Source organism: Phycicoccus sp. Soil802 (genome assembly GCF_001429605.1).
In the GTDB taxonomy this organism is placed as follows: Bacteria; Actinomycetota; Actinomycetes; order Actinomycetales; family Dermatophilaceae; genus Pedococcus.
This window is the reverse complement of record NZ_LMSS01000004.1, coordinates 101,668-128,150: the sequence shown is the minus strand read 5'-3', so window position 1 is coordinate 128,150 and position 26,483 is coordinate 101,668. Positions and strand designations below refer to the sequence as shown.

The 26,483-nt window shown below is 70.3% G+C and carries 25 protein-coding genes; 4 read left to right on the top strand and 21 right to left on the bottom strand.

Annotation, left to right across the window (positions count from 1 at the left end; genetic code table 11):
* Position 1: 1 nt before the first annotated feature.
* The 6 genes from ASG91_RS09685 to ASG91_RS09660 all read right to left on the bottom strand — a co-directional run bounded on the left by ASG91_RS09685 (position 2) and on the right by ASG91_RS09660 (position 5,810).
* On the bottom strand, positions 2 to 937 hold the full coding sequence (locus tag ASG91_RS09685) for a 1-phosphofructokinase family hexose kinase (RefSeq protein WP_235545520.1): 936 nt from the start codon (positions 935 to 937) through the stop codon (positions 2 to 4).
* A complete protein-coding gene (locus tag ASG91_RS09680; protein ID WP_082592650.1) occupies positions 922 to 1,824 on the bottom strand; it encodes an ROK family protein in 903 nt (300 codons plus the stop codon). The genes ASG91_RS09685 and ASG91_RS09680 overlap by 16 nt, the downstream gene beginning before the upstream one ends.
* Positions 1,825 to 1,841: 17 nt before the next feature.
* Positions 1,842 to 2,654, bottom strand: a complete 813-nt coding sequence (locus tag ASG91_RS09675) for a DeoR/GlpR family DNA-binding transcription regulator (RefSeq protein ID WP_235543908.1) — start codon at positions 2,652 to 2,654, stop codon at positions 1,842 to 1,844.
* A complete protein-coding gene (locus ASG91_RS09670) occupies positions 2,651 to 3,535 on the bottom strand; it encodes a carbohydrate ABC transporter permease (RefSeq protein WP_056922440.1) in 885 nt (294 codons plus the stop codon). The genes ASG91_RS09675 and ASG91_RS09670 overlap by 4 nt, the downstream gene beginning before the upstream one ends.
* Positions 3,532 to 4,407, bottom strand: a complete 876-nt coding sequence (locus tag ASG91_RS09665) for a carbohydrate ABC transporter permease (RefSeq protein ID WP_056922714.1) — start codon at positions 4,405 to 4,407, stop codon at positions 3,532 to 3,534. Before ASG91_RS09665 ends, ASG91_RS09670 begins: the two co-directional genes overlap by 4 nt.
* A 134-nt stretch (positions 4,408 to 4,541) precedes the next feature.
* Entirely contained in the window at positions 4,542 to 5,810 is a 1,269-nt protein-coding gene (locus ASG91_RS09660) for an extracellular solute-binding protein (protein ID WP_235543909.1), read from the bottom strand.
* A gap of 277 nt (positions 5,811 to 6,087) precedes the next feature.
* On the opposite strand from ASG91_RS09660, the gene ASG91_RS09655 reads away from it, so the two are divergent.
* Together ASG91_RS09655 and ASG91_RS09650 are read left to right on the top strand one after the other, a co-directional pair.
* The gene (locus ASG91_RS09655; protein WP_056922439.1) at positions 6,088 to 6,999 is read left to right on the top strand and encodes an SIS domain-containing protein; all 912 of its coding nucleotides are present in this window, start codon (positions 6,088 to 6,090) and stop codon (positions 6,997 to 6,999) included.
* Positions 6,996 to 8,198 (top strand): N-acetylglucosamine-6-phosphate deacetylase, encoded by a 1,203-nt coding sequence (locus tag ASG91_RS09650; RefSeq protein WP_082592652.1) that lies wholly within the window; start codon positions 6,996 to 6,998, stop codon positions 8,196 to 8,198. The genes ASG91_RS09655 and ASG91_RS09650 overlap by 4 nt, the downstream gene beginning before the upstream one ends.
* A gap of 154 nt (positions 8,199 to 8,352) precedes the next feature.
* On the opposite strand, the gene ASG91_RS09645 is transcribed toward ASG91_RS09650, so the two are convergent.
* The 4 genes from ASG91_RS09645 to murA all read right to left on the bottom strand — a co-directional run bounded on the left by ASG91_RS09645 (position 8,353) and on the right by murA (position 16,346).
* On the bottom strand, positions 8,353 to 12,072 hold the full coding sequence (locus ASG91_RS09645) for a S8 family serine peptidase (RefSeq protein WP_235544222.1): 3,720 nt from the start codon (positions 12,070 to 12,072) through the stop codon (positions 8,353 to 8,355).
* A 285-nt stretch (positions 12,073 to 12,357) separates the two neighbouring features.
* Positions 12,358 to 14,352: a protein meaA gene (locus tag ASG91_RS09640; protein WP_056922711.1), complete on the bottom strand. Its 1,995-nt coding sequence runs from the start codon at positions 14,350 to 14,352 to the stop codon at positions 12,358 to 12,360.
* A 216-nt stretch (positions 14,353 to 14,568) separates the two neighbouring features.
* Entirely contained in the window at positions 14,569 to 14,934 is a 366-nt protein-coding gene (locus ASG91_RS09635; protein WP_056922437.1) for an STAS domain-containing protein, read from the bottom strand.
* A 128-nt stretch (positions 14,935 to 15,062) separates the two neighbouring features.
* A complete protein-coding gene (murA, locus tag ASG91_RS09630) occupies positions 15,063 to 16,346 on the bottom strand; it encodes a UDP-N-acetylglucosamine 1-carboxyvinyltransferase (protein ID WP_056922436.1) in 1,284 nt (427 codons plus the stop codon).
* An 80-nt stretch (positions 16,347 to 16,426) separates the two neighbouring features.
* Here murA and ASG91_RS09625 point away from each other — a divergent pair, with 80 nt between their 5' ends.
* Positions 16,427 to 17,056: a cob(I)yrinic acid a,c-diamide adenosyltransferase gene (locus tag ASG91_RS09625; RefSeq protein ID WP_056922435.1), complete on the top strand. Its 630-nt coding sequence runs from the start codon at positions 16,427 to 16,429 to the stop codon at positions 17,054 to 17,056.
* Here the strand turns inward: ASG91_RS09625 and ASG91_RS09620 are convergent, their stop codons facing one another.
* The 11 genes from ASG91_RS09620 to ASG91_RS09570 form a co-directional block, all read right to left on the bottom strand.
* A complete protein-coding gene (locus ASG91_RS09620) occupies positions 17,057 to 17,485 on the bottom strand; it encodes a DUF2550 family protein (RefSeq protein WP_057377951.1) in 429 nt (142 codons plus the stop codon). It lies immediately after the preceding gene.
* 61 nt (positions 17,486 to 17,546) lie between these two features.
* Complete coding sequence (locus tag ASG91_RS09615; protein ID WP_056922433.1) at positions 17,547 to 17,816, bottom strand: F0F1 ATP synthase subunit epsilon; 270 nt, start codon at positions 17,814 to 17,816, stop codon at positions 17,547 to 17,549.
* Positions 17,817 to 17,942: 126 nt separating this feature from the next.
* Positions 17,943 to 19,400: a F0F1 ATP synthase subunit beta gene (gene atpD / locus ASG91_RS09610; protein ID WP_056922432.1), complete on the bottom strand. Its 1,458-nt coding sequence runs from the start codon at positions 19,398 to 19,400 to the stop codon at positions 17,943 to 17,945.
* Between the two features lie 18 nt (positions 19,401 to 19,418).
* Positions 19,419 to 20,318: a F0F1 ATP synthase subunit gamma gene (locus ASG91_RS09605; protein ID WP_056922431.1), complete on the bottom strand. Its 900-nt coding sequence runs from the start codon at positions 20,316 to 20,318 to the stop codon at positions 19,419 to 19,421.
* Between the two features lie 136 nt (positions 20,319 to 20,454).
* Positions 20,455 to 22,092 (bottom strand): F0F1 ATP synthase subunit alpha, encoded by a 1,638-nt coding sequence (gene atpA, locus ASG91_RS09600; RefSeq protein WP_056922430.1) that lies wholly within the window; start codon positions 22,090 to 22,092, stop codon positions 20,455 to 20,457.
* A gap of 121 nt (positions 22,093 to 22,213) precedes the next feature.
* Positions 22,214 to 23,026, bottom strand: a complete 813-nt coding sequence (locus ASG91_RS09595; protein ID WP_056922429.1) for a F0F1 ATP synthase subunit delta — start codon at positions 23,024 to 23,026, stop codon at positions 22,214 to 22,216.
* On the bottom strand, positions 23,026 to 23,601 hold the full coding sequence (locus tag ASG91_RS09590) for a F0F1 ATP synthase subunit B (protein ID WP_056922710.1): 576 nt from the start codon (positions 23,599 to 23,601) through the stop codon (positions 23,026 to 23,028). Before ASG91_RS09590 ends, ASG91_RS09595 begins: the two co-directional genes overlap by 1 nt.
* Positions 23,602 to 23,671: 70 nt before the next feature.
* Entirely contained in the window at positions 23,672 to 23,878 is a 207-nt protein-coding gene (gene atpE, locus ASG91_RS09585; protein ID WP_056922428.1) for an ATP synthase F0 subunit C, read from the bottom strand.
* A 124-nt stretch (positions 23,879 to 24,002) separates the two neighbouring features.
* A complete protein-coding gene (atpB, locus tag ASG91_RS09580) occupies positions 24,003 to 24,815 on the bottom strand; it encodes a F0F1 ATP synthase subunit A (protein WP_056922427.1) in 813 nt (270 codons plus the stop codon).
* Positions 24,816 to 24,918: 103 nt separating this feature from the next.
* On the bottom strand, positions 24,919 to 25,176 hold the full coding sequence (locus tag ASG91_RS21025; RefSeq protein WP_200961274.1) for an AtpZ/AtpI family protein: 258 nt from the start codon (positions 25,174 to 25,176) through the stop codon (positions 24,919 to 24,921).
* Between the two features lie 18 nt (positions 25,177 to 25,194).
* Positions 25,195 to 25,644, bottom strand: a complete 450-nt coding sequence (locus ASG91_RS09570) for a hypothetical protein (protein ID WP_056922425.1) — start codon at positions 25,642 to 25,644, stop codon at positions 25,195 to 25,197.
* Positions 25,645 to 25,857: 213 nt separating this feature from the next.
* Between ASG91_RS09570 and ASG91_RS09565 the strand changes: the two genes are divergently transcribed.
* On the top strand, positions 25,858 to 26,481 hold the full coding sequence (locus tag ASG91_RS09565; protein ID WP_056922424.1) for a GNAT family N-acetyltransferase: 624 nt from the start codon (positions 25,858 to 25,860) through the stop codon (positions 26,479 to 26,481).
* Positions 26,482 to 26,483 lie beyond the last annotated feature (2 nt).

The window sequence follows — 26,483 nt, the reverse complement described above, 5'->3', positions numbered from 1 at the left end:
GTCAGTCCCTCCAGATCGTCACGTCGGCCCCCAGGCGGGCGACGTCATCGGCCGACACGACCCCTGCGACCGGCTGCAGCACCGCCGCCGCAGACCAGGCCACGGCGTTGCGCAGCAACAGCTCGGGCGGCTCCCCCGACAGCAAGCCCGCGGCCACCGCGGCCACGGCGGCGTCGCCGGCCCCGGTGGGGTTGCCGAGCAGTGCGTGGCCCAGTGCAGCCCGCAGCACCGGACCCTGCGCTGGGACCCAGACCATGCCGTCCGGCCCCAGCGAGACCAGCACGTCCCCGGCCCCGCGGTCCTGGAGCAGACGGGCACCCGCGACCGGGTCGTCGCTCCCGGTCGCCTCGGCGAGCTCGTCGCGGTTGGGCTTGACCACGTCCGGACCAGCGGCGACCCCACCGAGCAACCCGTCGCCGGAGGCGTCGAGGACCACCCGGCAGCCGGCGGCGTGACCGGCCGCCACGAGCTGGGCGTACCCGTCGGGCGGAAAGCCCGGTGGGACGCTGCCGGAGGCGACCAGCACCGCGGCACCGTGCTCGACGAGCACCCGACCGGTGTGCGCGACGACCGAGTCCCACTGGCCGGGGGCGCAGGGCGCACCGGGTTCGTTGAAGGCGGTCGCCTCGCCGTCGGCCCGCGAGACGACGGTGACCGTGCGCCGGGTCTCGACCGGGCTCGTCAGGCACGAGTGCCGTATGCCGCGTGCGTCGAGGTCGGCGAGCAGCCGTTCGCCGGCGGCTCCCCCGACCAGGCCCACCGCCAGCACCGGCTGTCCCTGGCCGGTGAGAACCGACGAGACGTTCAGCCCCTTGCCGCCCGCCACCTCGCGGACCTCGAGCACGCGGTGGCTGCGGTGGACCGTGAGGCGCTCGACGGCATACGTGACGTCAAGGGCCGGGTTGGGCGTGACGGTGACGATCACGTGCGATCCCACGCCAGGCAGGAGGCGCCCAGGCATCCGGCGCGGTCCCCGAGCGCGGCCTGCACAATGGTGGGGCGCCGCTGGAACGTGAGGGCGGACTCGACCGCGCTGCGCAGCGGGCGCAGCAGCACCTCACCGCTGCGGCTCAGTCCGCCACCCACGACGACTCGCTCGACCCCGGTCAGGGTGACCGTCGCGACGACCGCCCGGGCCAGCGCGTCGACGGCCCCCTGCCACACGCTGGTGGCCGGCAGGTCTCCGCCCGCCACGAGCTCCGCGACGGCAGCGGCGTCACGCCGGGTGCCGGTGCTGGCCGCGTAGGCCGACTCGACCGCTGCGGCCGACGCGACGGCCTCGAGGCATCCCCGCCCTCCGCAGCCACAGCGGGGACCGCCGGGCTCGACGACCAGGTGACCCAGCTCGCCGCTCCAGCCGTCGGCCGAGATGACCCGTCCGTCGAGCAGGAGCGCGCCGGCCACTCCCGTGCCGATCGCGACGAAGACGGCGTTCGAGGCGAGCCGGGCGGCGCCGAACCTGGCCTCGGCCACCAGCCCGGCACGCACGTCGTGGCCGAACGCGACCGGGAGCGCGAGGACCCGCTCCAGCGGTTCGGCGACGGGCAGGTCGCGCCAGCCCAGGTTGGCCGACCATCGCGCCAGGCCCCTGCCGTCGTCGACGATCCCCGGCACGACCAGTCCCACCGCGGCGACGGCGACCTCGTGGCCGTCCCGGGTCGCGGCGTCCCGCAGCGCGCCCACGGTGTCGACCGCGGCGTCCACCAGGGCGCCGTCGACGTCGAGGCGCTCGGGAGTGGGTCGAGTGAGGGCCACGACCTCGACTCCTTCGCGGGTCACCAGGGCTGACTTGATCCGCGTGCCGCCCACATCGATCGCGGCCACGACAGGACGATCCACCCTCAGACCACCTGCACCGTGACACCCGCGGCCCGCAGGTCGGAGACAGCATCGTCGGGAGCGCTGGAATCGGTGACCAGCAACGAGATCCGCTCGGTCGGGCAGATCCGCGCGAACGCCCGGCGGCCGACCTTGTCGCCCGTCGCGACGACGACGACCCGGTCCGCGCGCTGGACCATGAGCGAGTTGATGCCGGCCTCCCCCTCGTGCTGGCAGGTGGCCCCGCCCGCGCTGGAGACCCCGTCGACGCCGAGGACGACTGTGTCGAGCCACAGCTCGCCCAGCACCATGGCGGCGAGCGGACCCGAGAGCTCGTAGGACTCCTGCCGCGCCACGCCCCCCAGCGACACGCAGCGGATGAAGGGTCGCAGCACCATCTCGGTGGCGATGTTGAGCGCGTTGGTCACGACGGTGACCGCGGGGCGCCTCGAGCTGGCCGCGAGGTCGGCTCGGGCCGCGAGCCGTCGCGCGGTCGCGCTGGTCGTCGTGCCCCCGTTGAAGCCCACCACGGTGCCCTCCGGCACGAGGTCGGCCGCATGGGCTGCGACCCGCTCCTTGGCCGAGTCGCTCCCCGCGAGCTTGTAGCGGGCCGGCAGCTCGTACGCCACCGCGCTGGCCACGACCCCGCCGTGGGTGCGGGTCACCAGCTGCTGGGCGGCGAGCTCGCCGAAGTCGCGCCGCACCGTGGCCTCCGAGACACCGAGCGCCTCCACGACCTGGGCCACGCTGAGCCGGCCGTGCTCGGCGAGGAGGGCGAGCAGGGCACCCCAGCGGGCGCCGCGATCCATGCCGCCGCGCACCTCGAGCTCGCTCACTTGACCGCCCCCGACGTGAGCCCGCCGACGAGGTGCTTCTCGATGACCGCGAACAACACCACGACCGGGACGATCGCGACGATGGAGGCGGCGAACAGCTGGTCCCAGTTCTGCTCATAGCCGGTGACGTAGGAGTTGATGCCGACGGTCAGGGGTTTCTTGTCGTCACTGAGCATCAGGGTGAGCGCGACGACGTACTCGTTCCAGGCCGCGATGAACGTGAAGATCGTCGCCGTGACCAGGCCCGGCAGCGTCAGTGGCAGCATGACCCGCCACAGCCGACCGAGCCGGCCCGCACCGTCGAGCTCGGCGGCCTCCTCGATCTCGCGCGGGATCGAGGCGAAGAAGCCGTGCAGGATCCAGATCGCGAAAGCCAGGTTGAAGGCGGCGTTGGTGAGGATCAGCGCCTGGTAGGTGTCGACCAGGGTGAGGGCGTAGAACTCGCGGTAGATGCCCACGACCAGCGAGGTAGGGGCGAACATCTGGGTCACGAGCACGAGGAACAGGAACGCCATCCGGCCGCGAAACCGGAACCGCGCGGTGAAGTAGGCCGCCGGGATCGCCACCACCACGACGATGGCGGTCGAGGACAGCGAGATCACCAGCGAGCTCTTCAGCCAGGCGAGGAAGCGCTCGTCACCGAGCACCTCGGAGAACGTCGTCCACTTCCACTGCTCCGGGAGCAGGGACGGCGGCGTCTTCACCACGTCGCTGCTCGGGCGGAACGCGTCGAGCAGCATCACGAGGTAGGGCCACAGGAAGGCGAAGGCGACGACCAGGCCGATGATCGGCATGACCCACGGCCGGACGCCCCGCCACCCACCCGGTCGCGGACGACGGACGGTGGGGGCGGCCGGCAGGCCGGTGGACGTGCTGCTCATGACTCCTCCTCGCGCCAGCTGGACACCCGGAGGTAGACGAGCACCGCCACCAGGATCAGGCACACGTTGAACAACCCGGCTGCCGCGGACTGGCCCACGTCCTTCTCGGCGCTCTTGAAGGCGAGCTTGTACATGAACGTGATCGTCGTGTCGTGACCGAACCCGGGGTTGGACTCGTTGAGCGTGTAGATGATCGGGAAGCTGTTGAACACGTAGATCATGTTCAGGACGGTCGCGACGAGGATCGCGGGTCGCAGCAGGGGCAGCGTGATCTGCCGCCAGGTCTGCCAGGCCGAGGCACCGTCGATGCGCGCCGCCTCGTAGACGTCGCCAGGTATCGCGTTGAGCCCGGCGACGAAGACGTAGGCGGTGAACGGGATGGAGACGAACACCCCCACCACGATCATCGACGGCATGATCAGCCGGTCGCTGCCGATGAAGTCGATCGGGGTGTCGATGACGTGCAGCTTGAGGAGCACGGCGTTGAGCGTGCCGTAGTAGTAGCTGTAGATCAGGCTGAACAGCCGGGCGGTGATCACGAGCGACGCGGCCCAGGGCACGATCACCGCCCACCTGACGATGCGCCGTCCCCAGAACTCCTTGGTGAGGAACTGGGCGACACCCAGGCTGATGAGGATCGTGAGCGCGACCACCGCGACCACCCAGACGACCGTGTTGGTGAGCACCGTGGTGAGGCTGTCGTTGGCCAGGACGTTGCGGAAGTTGTCGAGGCCGGCGTCGCCCTTGCGCAGCCCGGTGATCGAGTAGCGCGACAGGGAGGCACGGACCAGCTCGACCGCCGGCCACACGACCACGCCGAGGACCAGCGCGAGTGCCGGGGCCAGCCAGAGCAGGGCGATCCACCCGGACACGCCGGAGGTGTGTCGCCGCCGCGCTGTGCGTCGCCGGCCACCGACCGGCTCGGCCGGCGAGGAGGGGGCCGCCGGGGCGGGTGCGGCCGGACCTCCGACCGCACCCGCCCCTGCGCCGATGGGCTGGGTCACGCTCAGCCGCCGGCCTCGGCGGACTGCTGCAGCTTGTCCAGCACCGCCTTCGGGTCACCGGTGATGGCCGTGCCGAGGTTCTGCTGCACGGCGAGCTTCACCTTGTCCCACGTGGGGTCGTCGGTGGGCGTCAGGTGCGCGTTCGGCAGGGTCTCGAGGTAGGTCTTGAGCGCGGCGTCGGAGGAGAACTCCTGGATGCCGGACTTGGTGACCGGCAAGAACCCCTCGGCCTTGATGAACTGGTTGACCTGGTCCTTCTGGTAGTAGAGGTCGTAGAACGCCTTGACCGCGTCCTGGTTCCCCTTCTTCTTGAAGGCCATCAGGTAGTCGGTGACACCGAAGGTCTGCGGCTCGCCGCCCTCGGCCTTGGTCGGCATCGGGGCGACGCCGTAGTCGACCTTCTTGTCCTTGTCGAGGGTGCCCGCGAGCGGAGAGAAGCCGACGACCATGCCGACCTTGCCTGACGCGAACAGGTCGAAGGCGTCCTGGCGGTTGGTCTTGCCGGGGTTGTTCTGGGTGAGCTTCTTGGCGGCCAGGGTCTTGAGGAAGGTCAGCGTCTCGACGTTCTCAGGGCTGTTGATCGACCACTTGCCGTCCTTCTTCCAGTCACCGCCGTTGTTGAACAGCCAGATGGAGAACTCGCCCTGCGCCTCCTCGGGGCCCAGCGGGAGGCCGTAGCCGATGTTGCCCTTGCCCAGGTCCTTGATCTTCTGGGCGTCGGCCTCGAACTCGGCCCACGTCTTCGGCGGCTCGGCGATGCCGGCCTCCTTGAAGAGGGTCTTGTTGTAGAACATGGCCCGGGCGGAGCTCAGGTCGGGCATGCCGTACATCTTGCCGTTGTAGGTGCCCGACTTCACGAAGGCCTCGAGCAGGTCGGACTTCACCGAGTCGGACAGCACCTCGTCGGAGCTGTACAGGAGGTCGTCCTTCGCGTAGCTCGCGTAGGCGTTGAGGTTGAGGATGTCCGGCGGGTTGTTGTTCTGGACCATGGTGGAGCTCTGCTGGTCGATGTCGTCCCAGCTGACGATCTGCACCTGCAGGGTGTTGCCCGTCTTGGTCTTGTAGGCCTGGGCGAACTGGTCCCAGAAGGCCTTCGTGTGGTCCTTGGAGTACTCGGCCGCGACCAGCTTGATGGTCGTGGCCTTGCCCCCCGATCCGCCGCCGTCGGCGGTACCGGCTCCCTGCCCGCCGCCGCAGGCAGCCAGCCCAAGGCCGGCTGCCGCGGTCGCCGCGACCAGCGCCGCTCCCCGGAGGTGTCGTCTCGTGCTCACGTGTCTACCTCGATCTCTGTCGGTTCTCGTGTCGACCCGGCCTCGTGGCCGTGATCGTTTCGTAGCGGTTGCCGCGTTGTTCGCTCACAACTGCGAGGTTCGACAGCCACAGTGGCCCCGGTGATCGGCGCTCGTCAAGGGGTCTGCAGCGACATTTTCGTGCAGTTGCCCTGATCAACCGGGCGAAATGCGGATCAAACCGGCCTGGTCTTGACTGATCGAATCTGATGGTTAAAGATTCGTAACAGTCGTATTCACTCATCCAAGGAGTCATGTCGTGGTTGACCGCCCCGCTGCCCACCTGGCCGCCGAGATCGCCACCCAGCCGGGTGACTGGCGGGCCGTGCTGGCCCGCGTCGACGAGGCGCTGGCCGTCCTCCCACCCCGCGGTGCCCGGGTGGCCGTCACCGGCTGTGGCACGTCCTTCTACATGGCGCAGGCCTACGCCACGCTGCGAGAGACCTCCGGCACCGGCCCCACCGATGCCTTCGCGGCCAGCGAGTACCCGCTCGGGCGCGACTACGACCACGTCGTGGCCATCTCGCGCTCGGGCACCACGACCGAGGTCATCGACCTGCTCGAACGGCTGCGTGAGCGCTCCGACGGCCCGACCACCACGGCCCTCGTCGCCACGGCGGGCACCGCCATCCCCGACCTGGCCACCCACGCGCTCCTGCTCCCCGAGGTCGACGAGCACTCCGTGGTGCAGACCCGGTTCGCCACCACGACCCTCGCGCTGCTGCGAGCCACGCTGGGCGAGGACCTCAGCGCCGCCATCGCCGACGCCGAGGCCGTGCTCGCCGAGGACGGCTCCACGGCGCTCGAGGGTGTCCGCGAGGCCGAGCAGGTCACCTTCGTCGGCCGGGGCTGGACCGTGGGCCTGGCCCACGAGGCCGCCCTGAAGCTGCGCGAGTCGGCCCAGTTCTGGACGGAGTCCTATCCCGCGATGGAGTACCGGCACGGCCCGATCAGCATCGCGACGACCGGGCGGGCGACGTGGGCCTTCGGTGAGGTCCCTGCCGGCCTGGACGAGGACGTCCGGGCGACCGGCGCACACTTCGAGCACCGTGCCATCGACCCGCTCGCCGACCTGCTGCGGGTGCACCGGCTCTGCCTGGCCAAGGCCGAGCAGGCCGGCGTGGACCCGGATCGACCCCGACACCTGTCTCGGTCCATCATCCTCACGTGACCCCTTCCGCTGCCGACCCCCGCCGACTGCTCCTGACCGGGCGAGTCGTCACCCCCGAGGGGGTCGTCGGGGACGGGGCGGTCGCGGTGGAGGGCGCCCGCGTCGCGTATGCCGGTGCCCGGGCCTCGCTGCCCCCGGCGTGGGTCGACGTGGCCGAGCCGGACGGCTGGCAGGCCGGCCTGACCCTGCTGCCCGGGCTCGTGGACCTCCACTGCCACGGAGGCAACGGAGGCGAGTTCGGTCCCGACCCTGCGAGCGCGCACCGGGCCGCCCGGCACCACCACCAACACGGCACCACCACGATCGTGGGCTCCCTCGTGTCCGCGCCGGCGACCACGCTGCTCGAGGGTGCCCGGACGCTCGGTGACCTCGTGCGCAGCGGCGAGCTGGCCGGCATACACCTCGAAGGGCCGTTCCTCTCGACCGCGCGGTGCGGGGCGCAGAACCCCGCCGCGCTGGTCGACGCCGACGTCGCGCTCATCGACGCCCTCGCTGACGCCGCGGGCGACGGGGCCTTCGCGCAGATGACCTGGGCCCCGGAGCGGGCCGGCGGGGACGAGGTGCCGGCGGCCCTCGCTGCTGTCGGCGCCGTGGGGGCGGTCGGTCACACCGACGCCGACTTCGACGCCACCGCCCGAGCCCTCGACGCGGTGGCCGCGTCCGGCGTGCGGGGTGGCCTGCCCCTCGCGACGCACCTCTTCAACGGTATGCCGCCGCTGCTGTCCCGCTCCCCGGGCCCCGCGGGTGCCGCGATCGCTGCCGCAGCCCGCGGCCGGGCGGTCGTCGAGGTGATCGCCGACGGAGTGCACCTCGACGGTGGCACGGTGCGGATGCTCTTCGACACGGTCGGCCCCGAGCACCTCGCCCTGGTCAGCGATGCGATGTCCGCGAGCGGCCTGCCCGACGGCGCCTACACCCTCGGTGGGCTCGACGTGACACTCAGCGGTCGGGCGGTGCGACTGACCGGCAACGGCAGCCTGGCCGGTGGGGTGAGCACGCTGCTCGACCAGGTGCGGTGGCTGGTCCACGACCTCGGCATCCCCCTGGTCGACGCGGTGGCGGCAGCCTCCGCCACGCCGGCCCGGGCCCTCGCCCTGGCGGGGTCGGGAAGCCTGGCACCCGGACAGCACGCCGACCTGCTGGTGGTCGACTCCCAGCTGGTCCTGCAGCGGGTCCTGCGCCACGGCAGCTGGCTCTGACCCCACCCCCCTTCCCCGACTTCTGGCCACCGGTGCCGCACGCAGGCCCGGGATGTCGGTGCCAAGGGGGCATGGGTGGCCAGAAGTCGGCGGGAACGACTCTGGGCCCCTGCCGGATGGCAGGGGCCCAGAGGTCACGCAGGGTGGATCAGGCTCAGCGCACGACCACCGTGATGGCCGCCGACGTCGACGGAGCGTACGCCGTCGAAGCGGTGTACCTCGCCGTCAGCTTGTGCGTGCCCTTGGACAGGACGGGCGCCTTCAGGACCGCCTTGCCGTTGCTGAGCGTGGCGGACCCGAGCACCCGGCTGCCGTCCAGGAACGTCACCGATCCAGTCGCGGCGGACGGGCTGACCGTGGCAGTCAAGGTCGGGCGGTAGCCGTACCTGAAGTCGCGGTCGTTGGCGGTGATCGTGGTCTTGGTCGGGAGCCGGACCGGCACCACCTGGGCCCGAGCACCATTGGTGTTCAGGTGGTGGATGAGCAGCAGCCCCTGCGGCTTGTCCGACGCCATCGACGCGTCGGCGCGACGGACCGTGAGCTTCGCACCCGGGAGGTCGGTGTTGAGCATCGTCAGGTAGTCGCCGTAGGCGGCCAGCGCGGGCGAAGCCACGCTGAGCGTCAACGGAGCGGCCTGCGAGCCCACCGTGTCGACCAGACCGGCCTCCGCGGTGGAGGACTCGACCCAGTACTTGATCTTCGGCGCGGCACCCGTGATGAGACCCGCGTCCTGCAGCACACCGACGGACACCGGGAGGACCAGTGAGTCGCTGTTGAAGGCGTTGGTGTCGAAGGAGCCGTCGATGCCGTTGAGCAGCTGGTCATCGATCACCGAGTACTGGTCGACACCGGGGCGAAGGTCGACCAGCTCCGAGAGGAAGTAGTCGTAGTCGTCCGTGGTGACGAACCGGGTGTTGTAGACGACCGCATCGGGTCCCGGCTTCGTCGCGTCCGTCTCGAGCCAGACGTCGAACTCGGTGTAGGACGCCGGCGTGCGCCAGGGTCCGAAGCTGGTGACCCCGAAGCTGATGAACGAGTGGTCCAGGTCCGCGGCCGCGTACTTCGGTGCGTCCGAGCCGGTGCCGACGAAACGCAGGTCGGCAGAACGGTCGTCGGCGAACGCGATGCACTTGACCACCAGGGTGGACGAGCAGCTCGGGATCTTCGGGCTGTTGCCCTGCAGCTGGAACGTGGACACCGACGACTCGTAGCCGGTGTTGCCACTGCCCTGCGAGACACCCGTGCCGGACAGCGCGAGCGAGCCGGTCTTGACCGTCCCACCCGTGACGGTGGCCGTGGCGGCCGCCTTCATCACCGAGGCCGGACGCGGAGCCGACCACACCGGCACCCGGAGCTTGGAGCCCGGGGTGGTGCCGGCCGGCGTCAGGACCATGCGGCCGCTGGCGTCAGCGCGGTGGTTCGTCTGGATCTCGAGTCCGAGCGGGTCGGTCGGCGTGGTCGGGTCGGTGACCGCCCGGAGCGACGAACGCGTGATGGTCGCCGTGACCTTGACGTCCGCCGAGCCACCAGCCGGGAGGCTGATCTGGCTGGGGGTGAACGAGTACGTCACACCCGGGGTCGGGTGGGCCGCCTTGTAGGCGATCGTGTACGAAGACGTGCCGGTCGGGCGCTTGTTGACGACCTTGACCGTCTTGGTCAGGGTTGTGGTCGCCGCCGTGACGGCCACCGGACCGAACGAGACGCTGACGGCACCCGGGGTGTCCTTGACGTAGGCCAGCGTGGTCGTGTCGACAGCCGCGTCGGCCTTGACGCGACCCGAGCCGACCCGCTCCGGACCGTAGACGTCACCCGTGTGGCTCGCACCGACGAAGACGTCCTGGGTCGCCGTGTTCATGATGGCGGCCTTGACCTCCTCGGAGGTCCAGTTGGGGTGGGCGCCACGCACGAGGGCGGCTTCACCGGCAACGTGCGGCGAGGCCATCGAGGTGCCGCTCTCGGCGATGCCCTCGCTGCCCGTGCCGACGGCGACGGAGAAGGTGGTCACACCGGGGGCCGCGACGTCAGGCTTGACGTTGTTGGCGATGCCGACACCCCGCGAGGAGAAGCCGGCGACCTGGTCGATCGCACCGGAGTTGACGACGGTCACGCTGTTGCGCAGGGCGTTGGTCATGGTGACCTTCACCGGCACGCTGTTGTCCAGCTGGGCCTTGATGGCGACGGTGGCCTGGTTGACGGTCAGCATCGCGGGGATGTCCGCGTCACCGGTGACGCCGGCCGAGAACGAGTTCACGTCGCTGCCGTAGATGACGCCGATGGCGCCGGCGTCCTCGGCGAGCTGGGCGCGAGCGGCCGAGCCACAGCGACGTCCCGTGCCGTCGAACCACTTGGTCATCACGATCTTGCCGGCCACCTTGGCCGCGTCGCCCACCGACAGGGTCGAGCACGCGTCGGTGTTGTTGGTCGGGCTGGCTGCCTGGCTCCAGTCACCGATCGTGACGACGTCGGTGTCGGTCAGGCCGGGCTTGGTCGCCCAGTCGTAGGCCACCGACTTCAGCGCGGCGAAGATGTTGTCCTGCGTCTTGTCGACCGTGTTGGCCGGCTCGATGCCGGTGGGGCTGTCGACCTTGAGGCCGTCGACGACCGAGTCACGGTCGTCGGAGGCGGCCACGGCCAGCACGCGGGTGGCGTTGCCGGGAGCGCCACCGACCTCGTAGACGTCGCCGCTGTTGCCCATGGAGGCGACGACGACGGTGCCGAGGGCGGCGAGGTTGTTGGAGGCCACCGAGTCCGGGTCGTCCGGGGAGCCGTAGCTGGAGCCGAGCGACATGTTGACCACGTCGAGGCGGTCGGAGAGGTTGCCGTCACCGTTGGGGTCGGCGGCCCAGTCGAGTGCCTGGCCGACGACGCTGGTGTCACCCTCGCAGCCGAACACCTTGAGGGCGTAGAGCTTGGCGCCCGGCGCGACACCGGGCCCGATGGCCATGTTCGCGGGGTTGATGGTCACGTTGTAGCCGCCGGTGTAGGTGGCACCGGCCTTGGTGACACCGAGGCCCGCGGTGGTGCCGGCGACGTGGGAGCCGTGGCCCTCGCAGTCGAGCGGGTTCGGGTCCGGCACCGGCTTCGTGACGCCCTCGCTGGGGTTGTACGCGTCACCCGCGAAGTCGTAGCCACCGACCACCTTGGCGGTGGGGGTGAACGTGTTGGAGGCCTTGGCGGTGTTGTATGCCGCGGTCGTGCCGGGGCCGCCGAAGTCGGCGTGGGTGTAGTCGATCCCCGTGTCGATCACGCCGACCCGGACGCCCTGGCCGGTCTCGCCCTTGGCCTTCCAGACGGCGGGGGCGCCGATCAGCGGCACCGAGGAGGAGTTGGACGGGGACTTGGGCGTGATCCGGTGGACCGCCTTGACGCCCGGGATCGCTGCCAGTGCCTGAAGCTTGCTCGCGTCGGTGCGGACGGCGACACCCGAGTAGAGGGCGTGGGCGCGGTAGAGGGTCTGGGCCCTGGTCGCCGAGGCGCCGAACCGGGCCTCGACGGCCGCCTGGGCGCGCTTGATCGTGGCCGTCTGGTTGCGGGACGCGAGCGTCGCTGCCGCACCGCCGCGGGCCTTGGCCCGGGTGTAGGCGGTCGACGCGGGAACGGCGTCGAGCTCGATCATCACGTCAACGGCGCCCTTGACACCCTCGAGCGACCGATCGACCTTCTCCGCCTGCGAGCGCTGGGTGCCCAGCCGGAAGGATCCACCACCGGTCAGACCCTCGGGGGCGGTGAAGGCCTTGCCGCGGTGCTTGACCGGGCTCGGCGTGGTGCTCGCGATGGCGGGCGCTGCACTCATTGCAGCTGCCGCCACGATCGACAGGGCGCTGACTCCGACGACGGCTGTGTAGCCCCGACGACGCCTTCCCCGAGATTCCATCGACACGAGGTCTCCTTCGCACGTGGCCGCACAACCACTCGCCTCGGGGATCGCCCGAGGCTCGCGGAGGAAACACTCCCCCACCGGTTCACCACGCCGTCGCTGAAGGTAAGCCATCCCGGGCCGGGATGGACAGGGATTCGCCGAGACCAGAACCAGAAATTTGCCTAGGTTTCCGGTGTTTGCCCCCGAAATGGCTCTGCCGCCCCTGACGGGGGATCTCCCCGCCCGTCCGGGCGGGCTCGACCCAGCCAAGGTGAGGCCGGCGCCGGAGTCCGTCCGGTCTCAGGCCAGCCCGCGCGACGCCCTGATGATCGAGACGAACCGGCCCATGATGTCGTTGAGCCCGAAGTCCTTCGGGGTGAAGACCGCGGCCACGCCGCGCTCGCGCAGGGCGCGGGCATCGGTGTCCGGGATGATCCCGCCGACGATGACGGGGACGTCACCAGCACCGGCGTCGCGCAGCCCCGCGAGGATCTCGGGCACCAGCTCCATGTGGGAGCCGGAGAGGATCGAGATCCCGACCAGGTGGACGTCCTCGGCCACCGCGGCGGCCACGATCTGCTCCGGGGTCAGCCGGATCCCCTGGTAGACGACCTCGAAGCCGGCGTCGCGAGCGCGGACGGCGACCTGCTCGGCACCGTTGCTGTGCCCGTCGAGACCCGGCTTGGCGACCAGCACGCGCAGTCGCTCCCCCAGCTCCTCCTCCGTGCGACGGACCTCCGCCCGCACGGCCTGGAGCTCGTCGCTGCCGCCACTGGCGACACCGACCGACCCGGAGACGCCGGTCGGCGCCCGGAACTCCCCGAACTCCTCGCGCAGGGCCTGGGCCCACTCCCCCGTCGTGACCCCGGCCCGGGCGGCCTCGAGGGAGGCCGGCATGAGGTTGGTGCCGCTGCGCGCGTCAGCCGTCAGGGCGGCGAGCGCTGCTGCTGCCCGCTCGCGGCCCTCGGGGTCGGCGTCGCGTCGGTCGCGCCACGCGCGCACGGCTGCGGCGGCCTTGGCCTCGACGTCGTGGTCGACGGTCTGGATGGCGGCATCGAGGTCGGCGGTGAGCGGGTTGGGCTCGGTGGTCTCGAACCGGTTCACGCCGACGACGACGTCCTCGCCGGACTCGATCCGCTGGCGCCGCAACGAGTGCGACGCCACCAGCGCGGACTTCATGTAGCCGCTCTCCACGGCGGGCACGGCACCGCCCATCTCCTGCACCCGGGCGATCTCGGCCTGCGCGCCGGCGACGAGCTCGGCCACCTTGGCCTCCACGACCCTCGACCCCGTGAACAGGTCGTCGTACTCGAGCAGGTCGGACTCGAAGGCGAGCACCTGCTGCATCCGCAGCGACCACTGCTGGTCCCACGGACGCGGGAGCCCGAGCGCCTCGTTCCAGGCGGGCAGCTGGACGGCGCGGGCGCGGGCGTCCTTGGACAGCGTCACCGCGAGCATCTCGAGCACGATCCGCTGCACGTTGTTCTCGGGCTGGGCCTCGGTCAGCCCGAGCGAGTTGACCTGCACGCCGTACCGGAACCGACGCTGCTTGGCGTCGGTGACGCCGTAGCGCTCCCGGGTCAGGTCGTCCCACAGCTGGACGAAGGCGCGCATCTTGCACATCTCCTCGACGAACCGCACGCCGGCGTTGACGAAGAACGAGATCCGGGCGACCACCTCACCGAACCGCTCGGGTGGCACCTGCCCGGAGTCGCGGACGGCGTCGAGGACGGCGATCGCCGTGCAGATCGAGTAGGCGATCTCCTGGACCGGGGTGGCCCCGGCTTCCTGCAGGTGGTAGCTGCAGATGTTGGTGGGGTTCCACTTGGGTATGTCCGAGACGGTGTAGGCGACCATGTCGGTGATGAGCCGCAGCGACGGCCCCGGTGCGAAGACGTAGGTCCCGCGCGACAGGTACTCCTTGATGATGTCGTTCTGGGTCGTCCCGGCCAGCGCCCGGACGGCCTCGGCGGGATCGGCGCCGGCCGCGGTGGCCTGCTCCTCTGCGACGACCTGGTACATCGCCAGCAGCCACATCGCCGTGGCGTTGATGGTCATCGAGGTGTTCATCTGGTCGAGCGGGATCTGGTCGAACAGCGCACGCATGTCGCCGAGGTGCGAGATCGGCACCCCCACCTTGCCGACCTCGCCCCGCGCGAGCGGGTGGTCCGGGTCGTAGCCGGTCTGGGTCGGCAGGTCGAAGGCGACCGAGAGCCCGGTCTGTCCCTTGGCGAGGTTGCGGCGGTAGAGCTCGTTGCTCGCCGCGGCACTGGAGTGACCGGCATACGTGCGCATCACCCACGGGCGGTCGCGCTCCGGGCGCGCGGGCGCGGCCGCCTCCGTGACGGGCGCCGGTGCGGCCGCCTCCGTGACGGGCGCCGGGACGGCGTCCACGACCGGCTCCGCGACGGCTTCCGTGGCGGCGGGCGTGGCGAGGTCAGGCGCCTGGACGTCGGTGTGCTCGGCCATAGGGCCGAAGGTACCTGCGCAGGAGCAGGGTCAGGCAGGCGTTCAGGCGGTGACAGCCGCCACAGTCGACGCCGCGGTGTCCTCCCGGAGCACCAGCGCGCGGTCGAGGCGTGATGCACGCAACAGCCGCCCGGTGCGCTCCGTCATCTCGATGACGGCCAGTCGGCGGCCCGCGCGCCGGGCCCGGTTGTAGGCCTCGACCAGGACCCCGAGCCCCGTGGCGTCGCCGATCTCGGCCCCGGCGAGCCGCATGTGCACGTCACCACAGCCGGTGTCGATGATCTCGTGGAGGAGGAGCCGCACATCCGGGACGGTGTGCACGTCGATCCGGCCGATGATCGCGACCTCCTGCCCCGTGTGCGTGGCAAGCACTTGCACGGGCAGAGCCCCGATGGTGCTGATCGACATGCGAACCCCCTCGTCCGTGACAGACATTCACTCACACGGACGCACGGGATGGGGGTTTCGGTTGTCGGCGTCCAGATCAAGATCTGATAAAGGTCTGCGCGGGGGTTGGGGCCGGCCGGCGGTCCGGCTCAGAGGAACGGGGCGTCGTCGGGCTCGCGGGTGACGTCGGCACCCAGTCCCTGCATGCTCTCGGCGAACCCTGCGTAGCCACGGTCGATGTGCTGGGCCCCGCTGACGGTGGTGATCCCGTCGGCCACCAGCCCGGCGATCACCAGGGCGGCACCGGCGCGGATGTCGCTCGCCTCGACCGGGGCCCCGGAGAGCGTCTCCACCCCGTGGACCATCACGTGGTGACCGTCGATCCTGGTCTCCGCCCCGAGCCGGTTCAGCTCCTGGACGGTGCGGAACCGGGCCTCGAAGAGGTTCTCGGTGATCATCGCCGAGCCGTCGGCGACGGCGTTGCACGCGAGGGCGAACGGCTGCAGGTCGGTCGGGAAACCCGGGTAGGGCAGCGTGGCGACGTCGAAGGCCTTGGGGCGGCGGCCACCGGAGTCGACCCGGAAGCCGCGCTCGGTCGTCGTCACGGTGGCACCGCTGGCCCGCACCAGCTCGAGCGCGCTGGTGAGGTGCTCCGGGCGGGCTCCCACCACCTCGACGTCACCCCGGGTGGCGGACGCTGCGAACGCCCAGGTGCCCGCGGCGATCCGGTCGGGGACCACGGCGTGCTCGGTGGGGGCCAGCCGGTCGACGCCCTCGATCTCGACCACGGACGAGCCCGCACCGGTGATCCGCGCGCCCATCGAGATGAGCATCTCCGCGATGTCGACGATCTCGGGCTCGCGGGCGGCGTTCTCCAGCCGGGTGACGCCCCGGGCCAGGACCGCGGCGGTCAGGACGTTCTCGGTCGCCCCGACGCTCGGGAACTCGAGTCGGATCTCGGCACCGTCGAGCCCTCTCGGGGCCTCGGCGACGAGGAACCCGTGGGTGACGTGCACCCGGGCCCCTAGGGCCTCCAGGCCTGCTGCGTGCAGGTCGAGCCCCCGTGAGCCGATCGCGTCACCGCCCGGGACGGCCACGTCGGCGGCGCCGCACCGGGCGACGAGCGGACCGAGCACCGCCGTGGACGCGCGCAGGGCCCGGACCAGGTCGTAGTCGGCCCGGTGGCCGATCTGCTCCGGCACGTCGATCTCCACGACCCCGCTCGGGGCGTCGTAGTCGACGGTGCAGCCGAGCCGGCGCAGCAGCTCGGCCATGATCGTCACGTCGAGGATGGCCGGCACGTTGGTCAGCCGGGTGCGGCCCACCGCGAGCAGGGCCGCCGCCATGAGCTTGAGGGCGCTGTTCTTGGCGCCCCACACGGCGACCTCACCGTGCAGCGCGGTCCCTCCGACGACCCGGAAACGTTCAGCCACCGCACCACCCTATCGAGGCTCGCGGAGACCCCTGACACACCACCGGCACGCCCGCGCACCCCGCGGCATACCCTCGTGGCATGGTCAACCTCACGCGCATCTACACCCGCACGGGTGACGACGGCCAGACCCACCTCGGGGACATGAGCCGCACCAGCAAGACCGACGTCCGGCTGCTCGCGTACGCCGACGTCAACGAGGCCAACGCCGCGATCGGCGTGGCCCTGGCGGCGGGTGACCTGCCGGACGACCTGCGGACCACCCTGCTGCGCGTGCAGAACGACCTGTTCGACGTCGGCGCAGACCTGTGCACGCCGCTGCAGGAGAGCTACGACTACCCGCCGCTGCGGGTCGAGGCGGCCTGGATCGACGAGCTCGAGGCCGACTGCGACCGCTACCTGGCACGGGTCGAGAAGCTGCGCTCGTTCATCCTCCCCGGCGGGACCGTCGGGTCGGCCCACCTGCACGTGGCCACCACGGTCGTCCGCCGCGCCGAGCGGCAGGCCTGGTCGGCCATCGAGGCCTACGGCGACCAGCCCGGCTCCGCCAAGGGCCAGGGCGGCGTCAACCTGCTCACCGCGAAGTACCTCAACCGGCTCTCGGACCTGCTGTTCGTGCTGGCCCGCGTGGCCAACCTGCCGATCGGTGGCGACGTCCTCTGGCAGCCCGGGGGCGGGCGCGCCGAAGGACCTCCCGGCCGCAGCAGCTAGCTACGCGACGTTGACGTTGAAGCCCGGGGGCGAGCTCTCCAGCCAGCTGCGCATCGCGGTGTAGGCCGAGGGCGCCAGGGCGAGCGAGAAGGTGTCGCTGCCGTAGTGGCAGTCGACGGTCACCGCTTCGGGGAGACCGGCGATGGCCGCGTGGGGCAGCCCCGGCGGACCCAGCTCGAGGCGGGGGCGCTCCCAGGTGCGGGCAGGGCGGGGCGAGGGCCCGATCAGGGTGAACCACTCCAGCGCGCTGCCCGAGAACCGCAGCAGCCCCAGGCGGTACTGGGACCGACCGTGGGGCTGGAGGGCACACAGCATGAGCGGTGCTCCGGAGGCGAGCAGGCGCCGGCGCACGAAGATGTACGTCAGCGCCAGGAGCGCAAGCAGGATGAGGGCGCCGGCGACGATCTCCGCGGAGACGACGGGCGACATGCTCACCCCTTTCGAAAGGTAGCCGTGAGCTGGTCGTGGGCCTGCCGCGACCAGCCCGCGGCTAGGCCGAGAACTGCGAGGCGTCGACCGCCTCGGCGACGATGATCACCTTGTCGCGGTCGACGGACAGGAAACCGCTGTCGATGGTGGCGCTCTGGGAGCCCTCCCCCGACTTGATCCTGACCTCACCCTCCACGAGGACCCCGAGCAGCGGCGTGTGCCCGGGCAGGATGCCCAGCTCGCCGTCGACGGTACGGGCGACGACCATGTCGGCCTCGCCCTCCCAGACCTTGCGGTCTGCTGCGACGAGTTCAACCTGCAGGGTGCTCACGGTGTCCTCCAGTGGTGCGGTGCTTGCAGTCTATCGGCCTGCGGGGTGGTGCCCTGCGGGCCGGTGGTATGCCGTGGGGCCAGCCGTGTCCGGCCGGCCCCACGGGTCACGCGGTGGTGCGCCTGCTCAGAGGTTCTTCTCGATCTCGGCGGCCTGGCGCTCGACGTCGTCGAGCCCACCGCACATGAAGAACGCCTGCTCGGGCACGTGGTCGTACTCGCCGTCGGCGATCTTGGTGAACGCCTCGATGCTGTCGACCAGCGGGACCGTCGAACCCTCGATGCCGGTGAACTGCTTGGCGACGTAGGTGTTCTGCGACAGGAAGCGCTGGATGCGACGAGCGCGGTTGACGAGGATCTTGTCCTCTTCGGAGAGCTCGTCGATGCCGAGGATGGCGATGATGTCCTGCAGCTCCTTGTTGCGCTGGAGGATCTGCTTGACGCGCACCGCGGTGTTGTAGTGGTCCTCGGCGATGTAGCGGCGGTCGAGGATGCGCGAGGTCGACGTGAGCGGGTCCACGGCCGGGTAGATACCCAGCGAGGCGATCTCACGGGACAGCTCGGTGGTCGCGTCGAGGTGGGCGAACGTGGTGGCCGGGGCCGGGTCGGTGTAGTCGTCGGCCGGCACGTAGATCGCCTGCATGGAGGTGATCGAGTGACCACGCGTGGAGGTGATGCGCTCCTGGAGCACACCCATCTCGTCGGCGAGGGTGGGCTGGTAGCCCACGGCGGACGGCATGCGGCCGAGGAGGGTCGACACCTCGGAACCGGCCTGGGTGAAGCGGAAGATGTTGTCGATGAAGAGCAGCACGTCCTGCTTCTGCACGTCGCGGAAGTACTCCGCCATGGTCAGCGCGGAGAGCGCGACGCGCAGACGCGTGCCCGGCGGCTCGTCCATCTGGCCGAAGACGAGGGCGGTCTGGCCGAGGACCCCGGCCTCCTCCATCTCGACCATGAGGTCGTTGCCCTCACGGGTGCGCTCACCGACACCGGCGAACACCGACACACCACCGTGGTCGCGGGCGACACGGGCGATCATCTCCTGGATGAGGACCGTCTTGCCCACGCCGGCGCCGCCGAACAGGCCGATCTTGCCACCCTGCACGTAGGGGGTCAGCAGGTCGATGACCTTGATGCCGGTCTCGAACATCTGGGTCTTGGACTCGAGCTGGTCGAAGGCCGGCGCCTTGCGGTGGATGCCCCAGCGCTCGTTGACCTCGAACTTCTCGCCCTCGGCGAGGTTCATGACCTCACCGGTGGTGTTGAAGACCTTGCCGAGCGTGACGTCGCCGACGGGCACCGAGATCGGGCCGCCGGTGTCCTGCACCTTGGTGCCGCGGACCAGGCCGTCGGTGGGCTGCAGCGAGATGGCCCGGACCATGTTGTCGCCGATGTGCTGGGCGACCTCGAGGTTGAGGCTCTTCTTCTCGCCCGCGAGCTCGACCTCGGTGGTCAGCAGGTTGTACTGCTCCGGCATCGCGTCCGCGGGGAACTCGACGTCGACGACCGGGCCGATGATGCGGGAGATGCGGCCGATGCCACCGGGGGTGGCGGCCTTGGTCTCTTCAGTGACAGTGGCAGTCATTGGTTTCTCTCTACCTTCTCAACTGGCGTCGGCGAGGGCGTCGGAGCCGCCCACGATCTCGCTGATCTCTTGGGTGATCTCGGCCTGGCGAGCCTGGTTGGCCAGCCGGGTGTACTTCTTGATGAGCTCTTCGGCGTTGTCCGTCGCCGACTTCATGGCCCGCTGGCGCGACGCCAGCTCGGACGCGGCGGCCTGCAGCAGGCAGTTGTAGATGCGCGCCGTGACGTACTTGGGCAGCAGCGCGTCGAGCACCTGCTCGGCATTCGGCTCGAACTCGTAGAGCGGCAGGACGTCGTCCTCGGCGGGCGCGTCCTCGCCCTCCACGACCTCGAGCGGCAGCATGCGGATGACGTCGGGCTCCTGGGTCACCATGTTCACGAACCGCGTGAAGACGATGTGGACCTCGTCCACGCCACCGTCCTCGTAGTCCCGGTTGAACGCGGCGACCAGGGCCTCACCGATCTCGCGGGCGGCGTCGAAGGTCGGCTGGTCGGTGAACCCGGTCCACTCGTCCGCGTACTCGCGCTTGCGGAACTTGTAGAACCCCACGGCCTTGCGACCCACGAGGTAGGGGACGACCTCCTTGCCGGCGGAGCGCAGGTCGCCGATCAGGCGCTCGCTCTCCTTGAGGACGGAGGAGCTGTAGGCGCCGGCCAGCCCGCGGTCGGACGTCACCACGAGGACCGCGGCGCGACGGACGTCGTCGTGCTCGGTGGTCAGCGGGTGGTCCACGTTCGAGAAGGTCGCGACGGCCGAGACCGCCCTGGTCAGGGCACGCGCGTAGGGCGAGGACTCCCGCACCCGCTGCTGCGCCTTGACCACGCGAGAGGCTGCGATGAGCTCCATCGCGCGCGTGATCTTCTTGGTCGCCTGGACGGACCGGATGCGCTGGCGGTAGACCCGCATCTGCGCTCCCATATGAAGCCGCCTCTCTCAGTCTGTTTCTACGTTGTGGTGTGCTGCGCGCCTTGGTTGGGCGCTGTGGGTATGCCGTGTGGCCGGCACGTTCGCTGCGGTGCCGGGTGCCCACCGAGGTGGGCACCCGGCATACCGGTCAGCGCTTCTGCTTGACGATCTTCTCCTGCTCGACGTCGTGCTCGAGGGCACCCGGGTCGGCCTCGTGGCCGACCGGGGTCTTCTCGGCGCCGGACGCTGCGAACTGCTCCTTGAACTTGCCCACGGCCTCCTCGAGGCCGGAGCGGGTCTCGTCCTCGAACTTCTTGGACTCGCGGATCGCGTCCAGGAGACCGGACTTCTCGCGGCGCAGGTAGTCGAGGAACTCGGTCTCGAAGCGGGAGACGTCCTCCACGGCGACCGAGTCGAGCTGGCCGCTGGTGCCGGCCCAGATCGAGACGACCTGCTCCTCCACCGGGAACGGCGCGGCCTGCTTCTGCTTGAGCAGCTCGACGAGCCGGGCACCCTTGGCGAGCTGGGCCCGCGAGGCCGGGTCGAGGTCCGAGGCGAACATGGCGAAGGCCTCCATCGCGCGGAACTGCGCGAGGTCGAGCTTCAGACGACCGGAGACGTCCTTCATGGCCTTGATCTGCGCGGCGCCACCGACTCGGGAGACGGAGACACCCACGTCGATCGCGGGACGCACGTTGGCGTTGAACAGGTCGGCCTGGAGGTAGATCTGGCCGTCGGTGATGGAGATGACGTTGGTCGGGATGTACGCCGAGACGTCACCGGCCTTGGTCTCGATGATCGGCAGGCCGGTCATCGAGCCCGCGCCCAGGTCGTCGGAGAGCTTGGCGCAACGCTCGAGCAGACGGGAGTGCAGGTAGAACACGTCACCGGGGTAGGCCTCGCGGCCCGGCGGACGACGCAGCAGCAGCGACACGGCGCGGTAGGCCTCGGCCTGCTTCGACAGGTCGTCGAACACGATGAGGACGTGCTTGCCCTGGTACATCCAGTGCTGGCCGATGGCCGAGCCGGTGTAGGGCGCGAGGTACTTGAAGCCGGCCGAGTCGGACGCGGGGGCCGCGACGATGGTCGTGTACTCGAGCGCGCCGGCCTCCTCCAGGGTGCCGCGGACGGCAGCGATGGTGGAGCCCTTCTGGCCCATGGCGACGTAGATGCAGCGGACCTGCTGCTCCGGGTCGCCCGAGTCCCAGTTCTGCTTCTGGTTGATGATCGTGTCGACCGCGACCGTGGTCTTGCCGGTCTGGCGGTCACCGATGATGAGCTGGCGCTGGCCGCGACCGATGGGGGTCATGGCGTCGACGGCCTTGAGGCCGGTCTGCAGCGGCTGGTGCACCGACTTGCGCTGGACCACCGTGGGGGCCTGCAGCTCGAGGGCGCGACGCTCGGACGTGTCGATCTCGCCGAGGCCGTCGATCGGCTGGCCGAGCGGGTTGACCACGCGGCCGAGGAACGCGTCACCGACGGGCACGGAGAGGACCTCTCCCGTGCGCTTGACCTCCTGGCCCTCCTCGATCTTGGAGAAGTCACCGAGGATGACGACGCCGATCTCGTGGACGTCGAGGTTGAGCGCGAGGCCCAGCGTGCCGTCCTCGAACTCGAGCAGCTCGTTGGTCATGCACGAGGGCAGGCCCTCGACGTGGGCGATGCCGTCTCCGGCGTCGCTGACGCGGCCGACCTCTTCGCGGGAGGCCGTGCCGGGCTCGTAGGACTGAACGAAGTTGTCCAGCGCGTCCCGGATCTCCTCCGGACGGATCGAAAGCTCCGTCATCTGATCTCTTCTCCTCGATAACCGGCCCGATGAGTCGAACCGAAGTCTGTGGTGTGGTCCTGCATCTTCAGTTGTGGTGCGCGTGCCCTGCTGCTGGTGCCGTGTGGCTGGGTGCCGGTGGTCAGCCGGCGATGTGCCGACGGGCCTCGTCGAGGCGTCGCAGCACGGTGCCGTCGACGACCTCGTCGCCCACCTGCACCCGGATACCGCCGAGGACCTGGTCCTCGAGGACGACCTGGAGCAGGACGGGCTTGCCGTAGATGCCCTGCAGGGCTGCGGCGAGCCGCTCCCGCTGCTGCGGGGTGAGCTCGGTGGCGGCGGTGACGACCGCCGTGATCTGCTCGCGCCGCTGGGCCGCGAGGCCGAGGTAGCGCTCGAGGGTGCGGTCGAGCTTGCGACCCCGCGGGGCCAGCACGGCCTGGCGGGCCAGCCGCACCGTCTCCTCGGAGGCCTTGCCCTCCAGCAGCTCGCTGACGACGCCGGCCTTGGCGTCGACGTCACCCTGGCGGTTGGTCAGGCGGTCCCGCAGCTCGGGGTTGCCGGCGACGATCCGCTCGAACCGGAACAGCTCGTCCTCGACCCGGTCGATCCGGTTGGCCTTCTCGGCACCGGCGAGGATCGACGTGACGGCCAGGTCCTCCAGGGTGTCGGAGAGGTCGCGCTCGGTGGCCCAGCGCTGACCGACGAGGTTCTTGACCACGACGATCGCCTCGGCCGAGACCTTGCCGCCGAGCAGCCCCTCGGCGAGGGCCTGCTTCTCCGTGCCCTCCCGGGACGGGTCGGCGAGGGCGCGGCGCAGGGTGGCCGAGCCGTCGATGACGGCCACGACAGCCAGCAGCTCGTCACCGAGCACGCGACGGTCGACCCCACCGGCGAGCGCGGCGTCGAGCGCCTTGCCTCCGGCGATCGCGGCCGCCCGCGAGGACCCACGCATCAGGCGTCCTCCCCGACCTTCTCGGGCTGGATCTCGCCGGCCTCGAGCTCGGCCAGGAAGCGGTCGACGATGCCCTTCTGACGAGTCTCCTCGTGCAGCGACTCACCCACGATGCGGCTGGCCAGGTCGGTCGACAGGCGACCCACCTCGGAGCGGAGCGAGACGACCGCCTGCTGGCGCTCGGCCTCGATCTGCTTGTGGGCCGCCTCGGTGATGCGGGCCGCCTCGGCCTGCGCGTGTCCGCGCATCTCCACGACGATGGCCGCACCCTGCTCGCGAGCTTCCTCGCGGATCCGGGCGGCCTCGGCACGGGCCTCGGTCAGCTGGGCCTGGTACTGCTCCAGGGCAGCCTGGGCCTGCTGCTGGGCCTCTTCGGCCTGCTGCATCCCGCCCTCGATCGCGGCGGTGCGCTCGGCGTACGCCTTCTCGAGGTTGGGCACGACCTTGGTGGCCACGACCCAGTACAGGATCGCGAACGCGATGATGCCGAAGATCAGCTCGCCCCAGAGGGGCAGGATCGGCAGGCGTTCGCCGGTCTTGTCCTCGGCGGCGGCCGCGACAACCACCTGCGTGATGCCGGTGAAGTGCTGCACGGGGTTCTCCTAGTGCTGTGGTGCCAGGGGGCGTTGGGCTGGGTGGTTCGACTTACTTGAAGACGAACGCGAGCACCAGACCGAAGATGGCGAGCGCCTCGGCGAGGGCGAAGCCGAGGATGGCGATGCCCTGGAGCACGCCGCGTGCCTCGGGCTGACGTGCCACGCCGTTGATGTACGCAGCGAAGATCAGGCCGATGCCGACACCGGGGCCGATCGCAGACAGGCCGTAGCCGAGGATGGCGATGTTGCCTTCCATTGATGGTCCTCTTTCGTTTCTTCAGTGACCCGCACGGCCCAACGCCGTCCGGAAGTTCAGGGTGCGTATTCAGTTGTGGGTCAAGCTGTCGTGCACCGGGCCGACGTGCGGTGGCCCGGACGTCTCAGTGCTCGTCGGCCAGGGAGCCGGCGATGTAGGTCGCTGCGAGCAACGTGAAGATGTAGGCCTGCAGGAACTCGATCAGCCCCTCGAACGCGGTCAGCACGAAGGCCATGCCGAACGAGCCGACGCCGGCGACCTTCAGGCCGAGCCCACCGTGGATCAGCATGTACTCGCCACCGGTGATGAACAGCAGCAGGAGCATGTGCCCGGCGAACATGTTGCCGAAGAGTCGCAGTGCGAGGGTGAGCGGGCGGGTGACGAAGTAGGTCAGCAGCTCGAGCGGGATGATCAGCACGTAGATGCCCTTGGGCAGGCCCGGCGGGATCATGTGCTTGATGTGTCCCCAGGCGCCGTTCTTCTTGATGCCGACGGCGTGGTAGATCACGAAGACCAACAGGGTCAACGCGATCGGGAAGCCGATGCGGCTCATGGTCGGGTACTGGATCGGCGGGATGATGCCGAACAGGTTGTTGACCAGGATCAGCATGAACATGCTGAACAGCAGGGGCACGAACTTGAGGAAGTCGTGGCTGCCGATGATGTCGCGGGCCACGCCGTTGCGCACGAAGTTGTAGGCGTTCTCGGTGACCCACTGGCCCTTGCCCGGGACGACCGCCGCACGCTTGGTGGTGGCGACGAGGAACCAGGCGATGAGGGCGACGGAGATGGCCAGGACGACCATCGGACGCGTGATCGCGAAGTCACCGTGACCGATCAGCGGCTGGTAGAACTCGGCCGGCGTGGGGGCGTGGAAGCCCTCACCTTCGCCGCCCTCGGCAGCCAGGCTGATGGCGCCCAGCACGTTCAGACTCACAGGTTCTCCTTGAGCTTTGCGTTCGGAACGGTCCACGGGCCAACGAGGGCAGCACCCATACGCGTGGGCCCGGCATACAGAGGGGGGAGCTGACCTGCGGAAGTCATTGCGTACCGTACCGGAACCACACGAGGTACAGCGACAGTGCCATCCCGCCCACGATCCCCACCGCGACGAGCCAGGTCGTGCCCAGCCAGTGGTCGAGTCCCCAGCCCACGGCGCCGAACATCGAGGGTCCGGTGATGAGGTAGGAGACGACGTTCCACATCCTCGCCTCGTCGAGCCGTTGATGACCCGAGTCGGCCTTCTGCAACGGCGTCTGCCGGGCCTCCGGCGACGGCTGCGAGGACGGTGTGGTCACGGTGAGCTCCAATGGTCATCAGGCCGAGCCCCCATCCTGCCGCGTTTCCTGCGGCTCGTCGAAAGCAAGGCGACGAGAGCGGACGAAGGCGATCACCTGGAACACCTGCCACACGAGAGCGACAGCCAGGATGGTCAGGCCGAAGGCGGTGCCGTCGAGCCAGCTCGCACCCTGCAGCGCGATGATGACCAACAGCAGGAAGATCATCTGGCCCATGAAGACGGCCAGTGCGCTGGCGAGGAAGCGCAACGGGTCCGCAGCGCTGTCGAGCTTGCGCATGATGATCAGTCCGAGGGCGAAGAAAGCCAGGGCGATCACGAAGCCGAGGGCGGCAGCCAGGGCGGCCTTGCCGCCACCCACGATCGCGGCCACGACCACGGCGACCGGACCCACCGCGACGGTGGGGAGGAAGGCTCCACGCAGCATCACCGCGAACGGGTCGCGGTCGGTGTGCGGAGTTGCGCTCATCGGTCTGGCCTGCCTGATTCGTCGGGGCTGCGGTGCCTGGCGAACGGGGTGGTCTGCACCCACCTTGGGGTGCTTGTGAAAGGTATCACAAGCAGTTTGGGGCGTGCCACCGGGGTACCGCAGGCCCCGCAACCGAGGGGGTCGGGCCCGGCCGAAGAACCGGTCTCGGTCGCAGGGAAATCGGCGGGATTCGGGCACGGGTAGCCTTCCGCCATGCCAGCCACTCCCCCGACCGGCGCGCCCCTGAGGGGCCGGTTCGTCCGGCTCGACGTGATGACCATGGAGGACGCCCCCGGCCTGCACGCGGTCTACACCGACCCGGCCGTCTACACGCAGGGCTTCATCATGCGCCCGCCGCCGGAGAACCTCGCTGCCACGCGCGCCAACACCGAGGACGACATCGCGGCCGGCGCCAGGGGCCGCACGGCATACACGGTCCGGCTCACTGGCGAGGGCGGCCTCGGTGACGCGGGCACCGTCGTGGGCACCTCGTCGCTCGGCGACGTCGACCTCGAGAACGAGCGGATCCACCTCGGCTGGACCATGTACGGCTCGCGGTGGTGGGGCACCCCGGTGAACCCCGAGTGCAAGCTGCTGCTGCTGGGGCACGCCTTCGACTGCGGCTTCGGGCGCGTCAAGATCCAGACCGACGCGGTGAACGAGCGCTCGCAGGCCGCGATCGCCAAGCTGGGCGCGACCCGCGAGGGTGTCCTGCGGCGGCACACCCGGCGGGCGGACGGCAGCTTCCGCGACACCGTGGTCTTCAGCGTGCTGAAGGACGAGTGGCCCACCGTGCGGGCCGGCCTCCGCGAGCGGATCGGCCTCGGCGACGGCTGAAG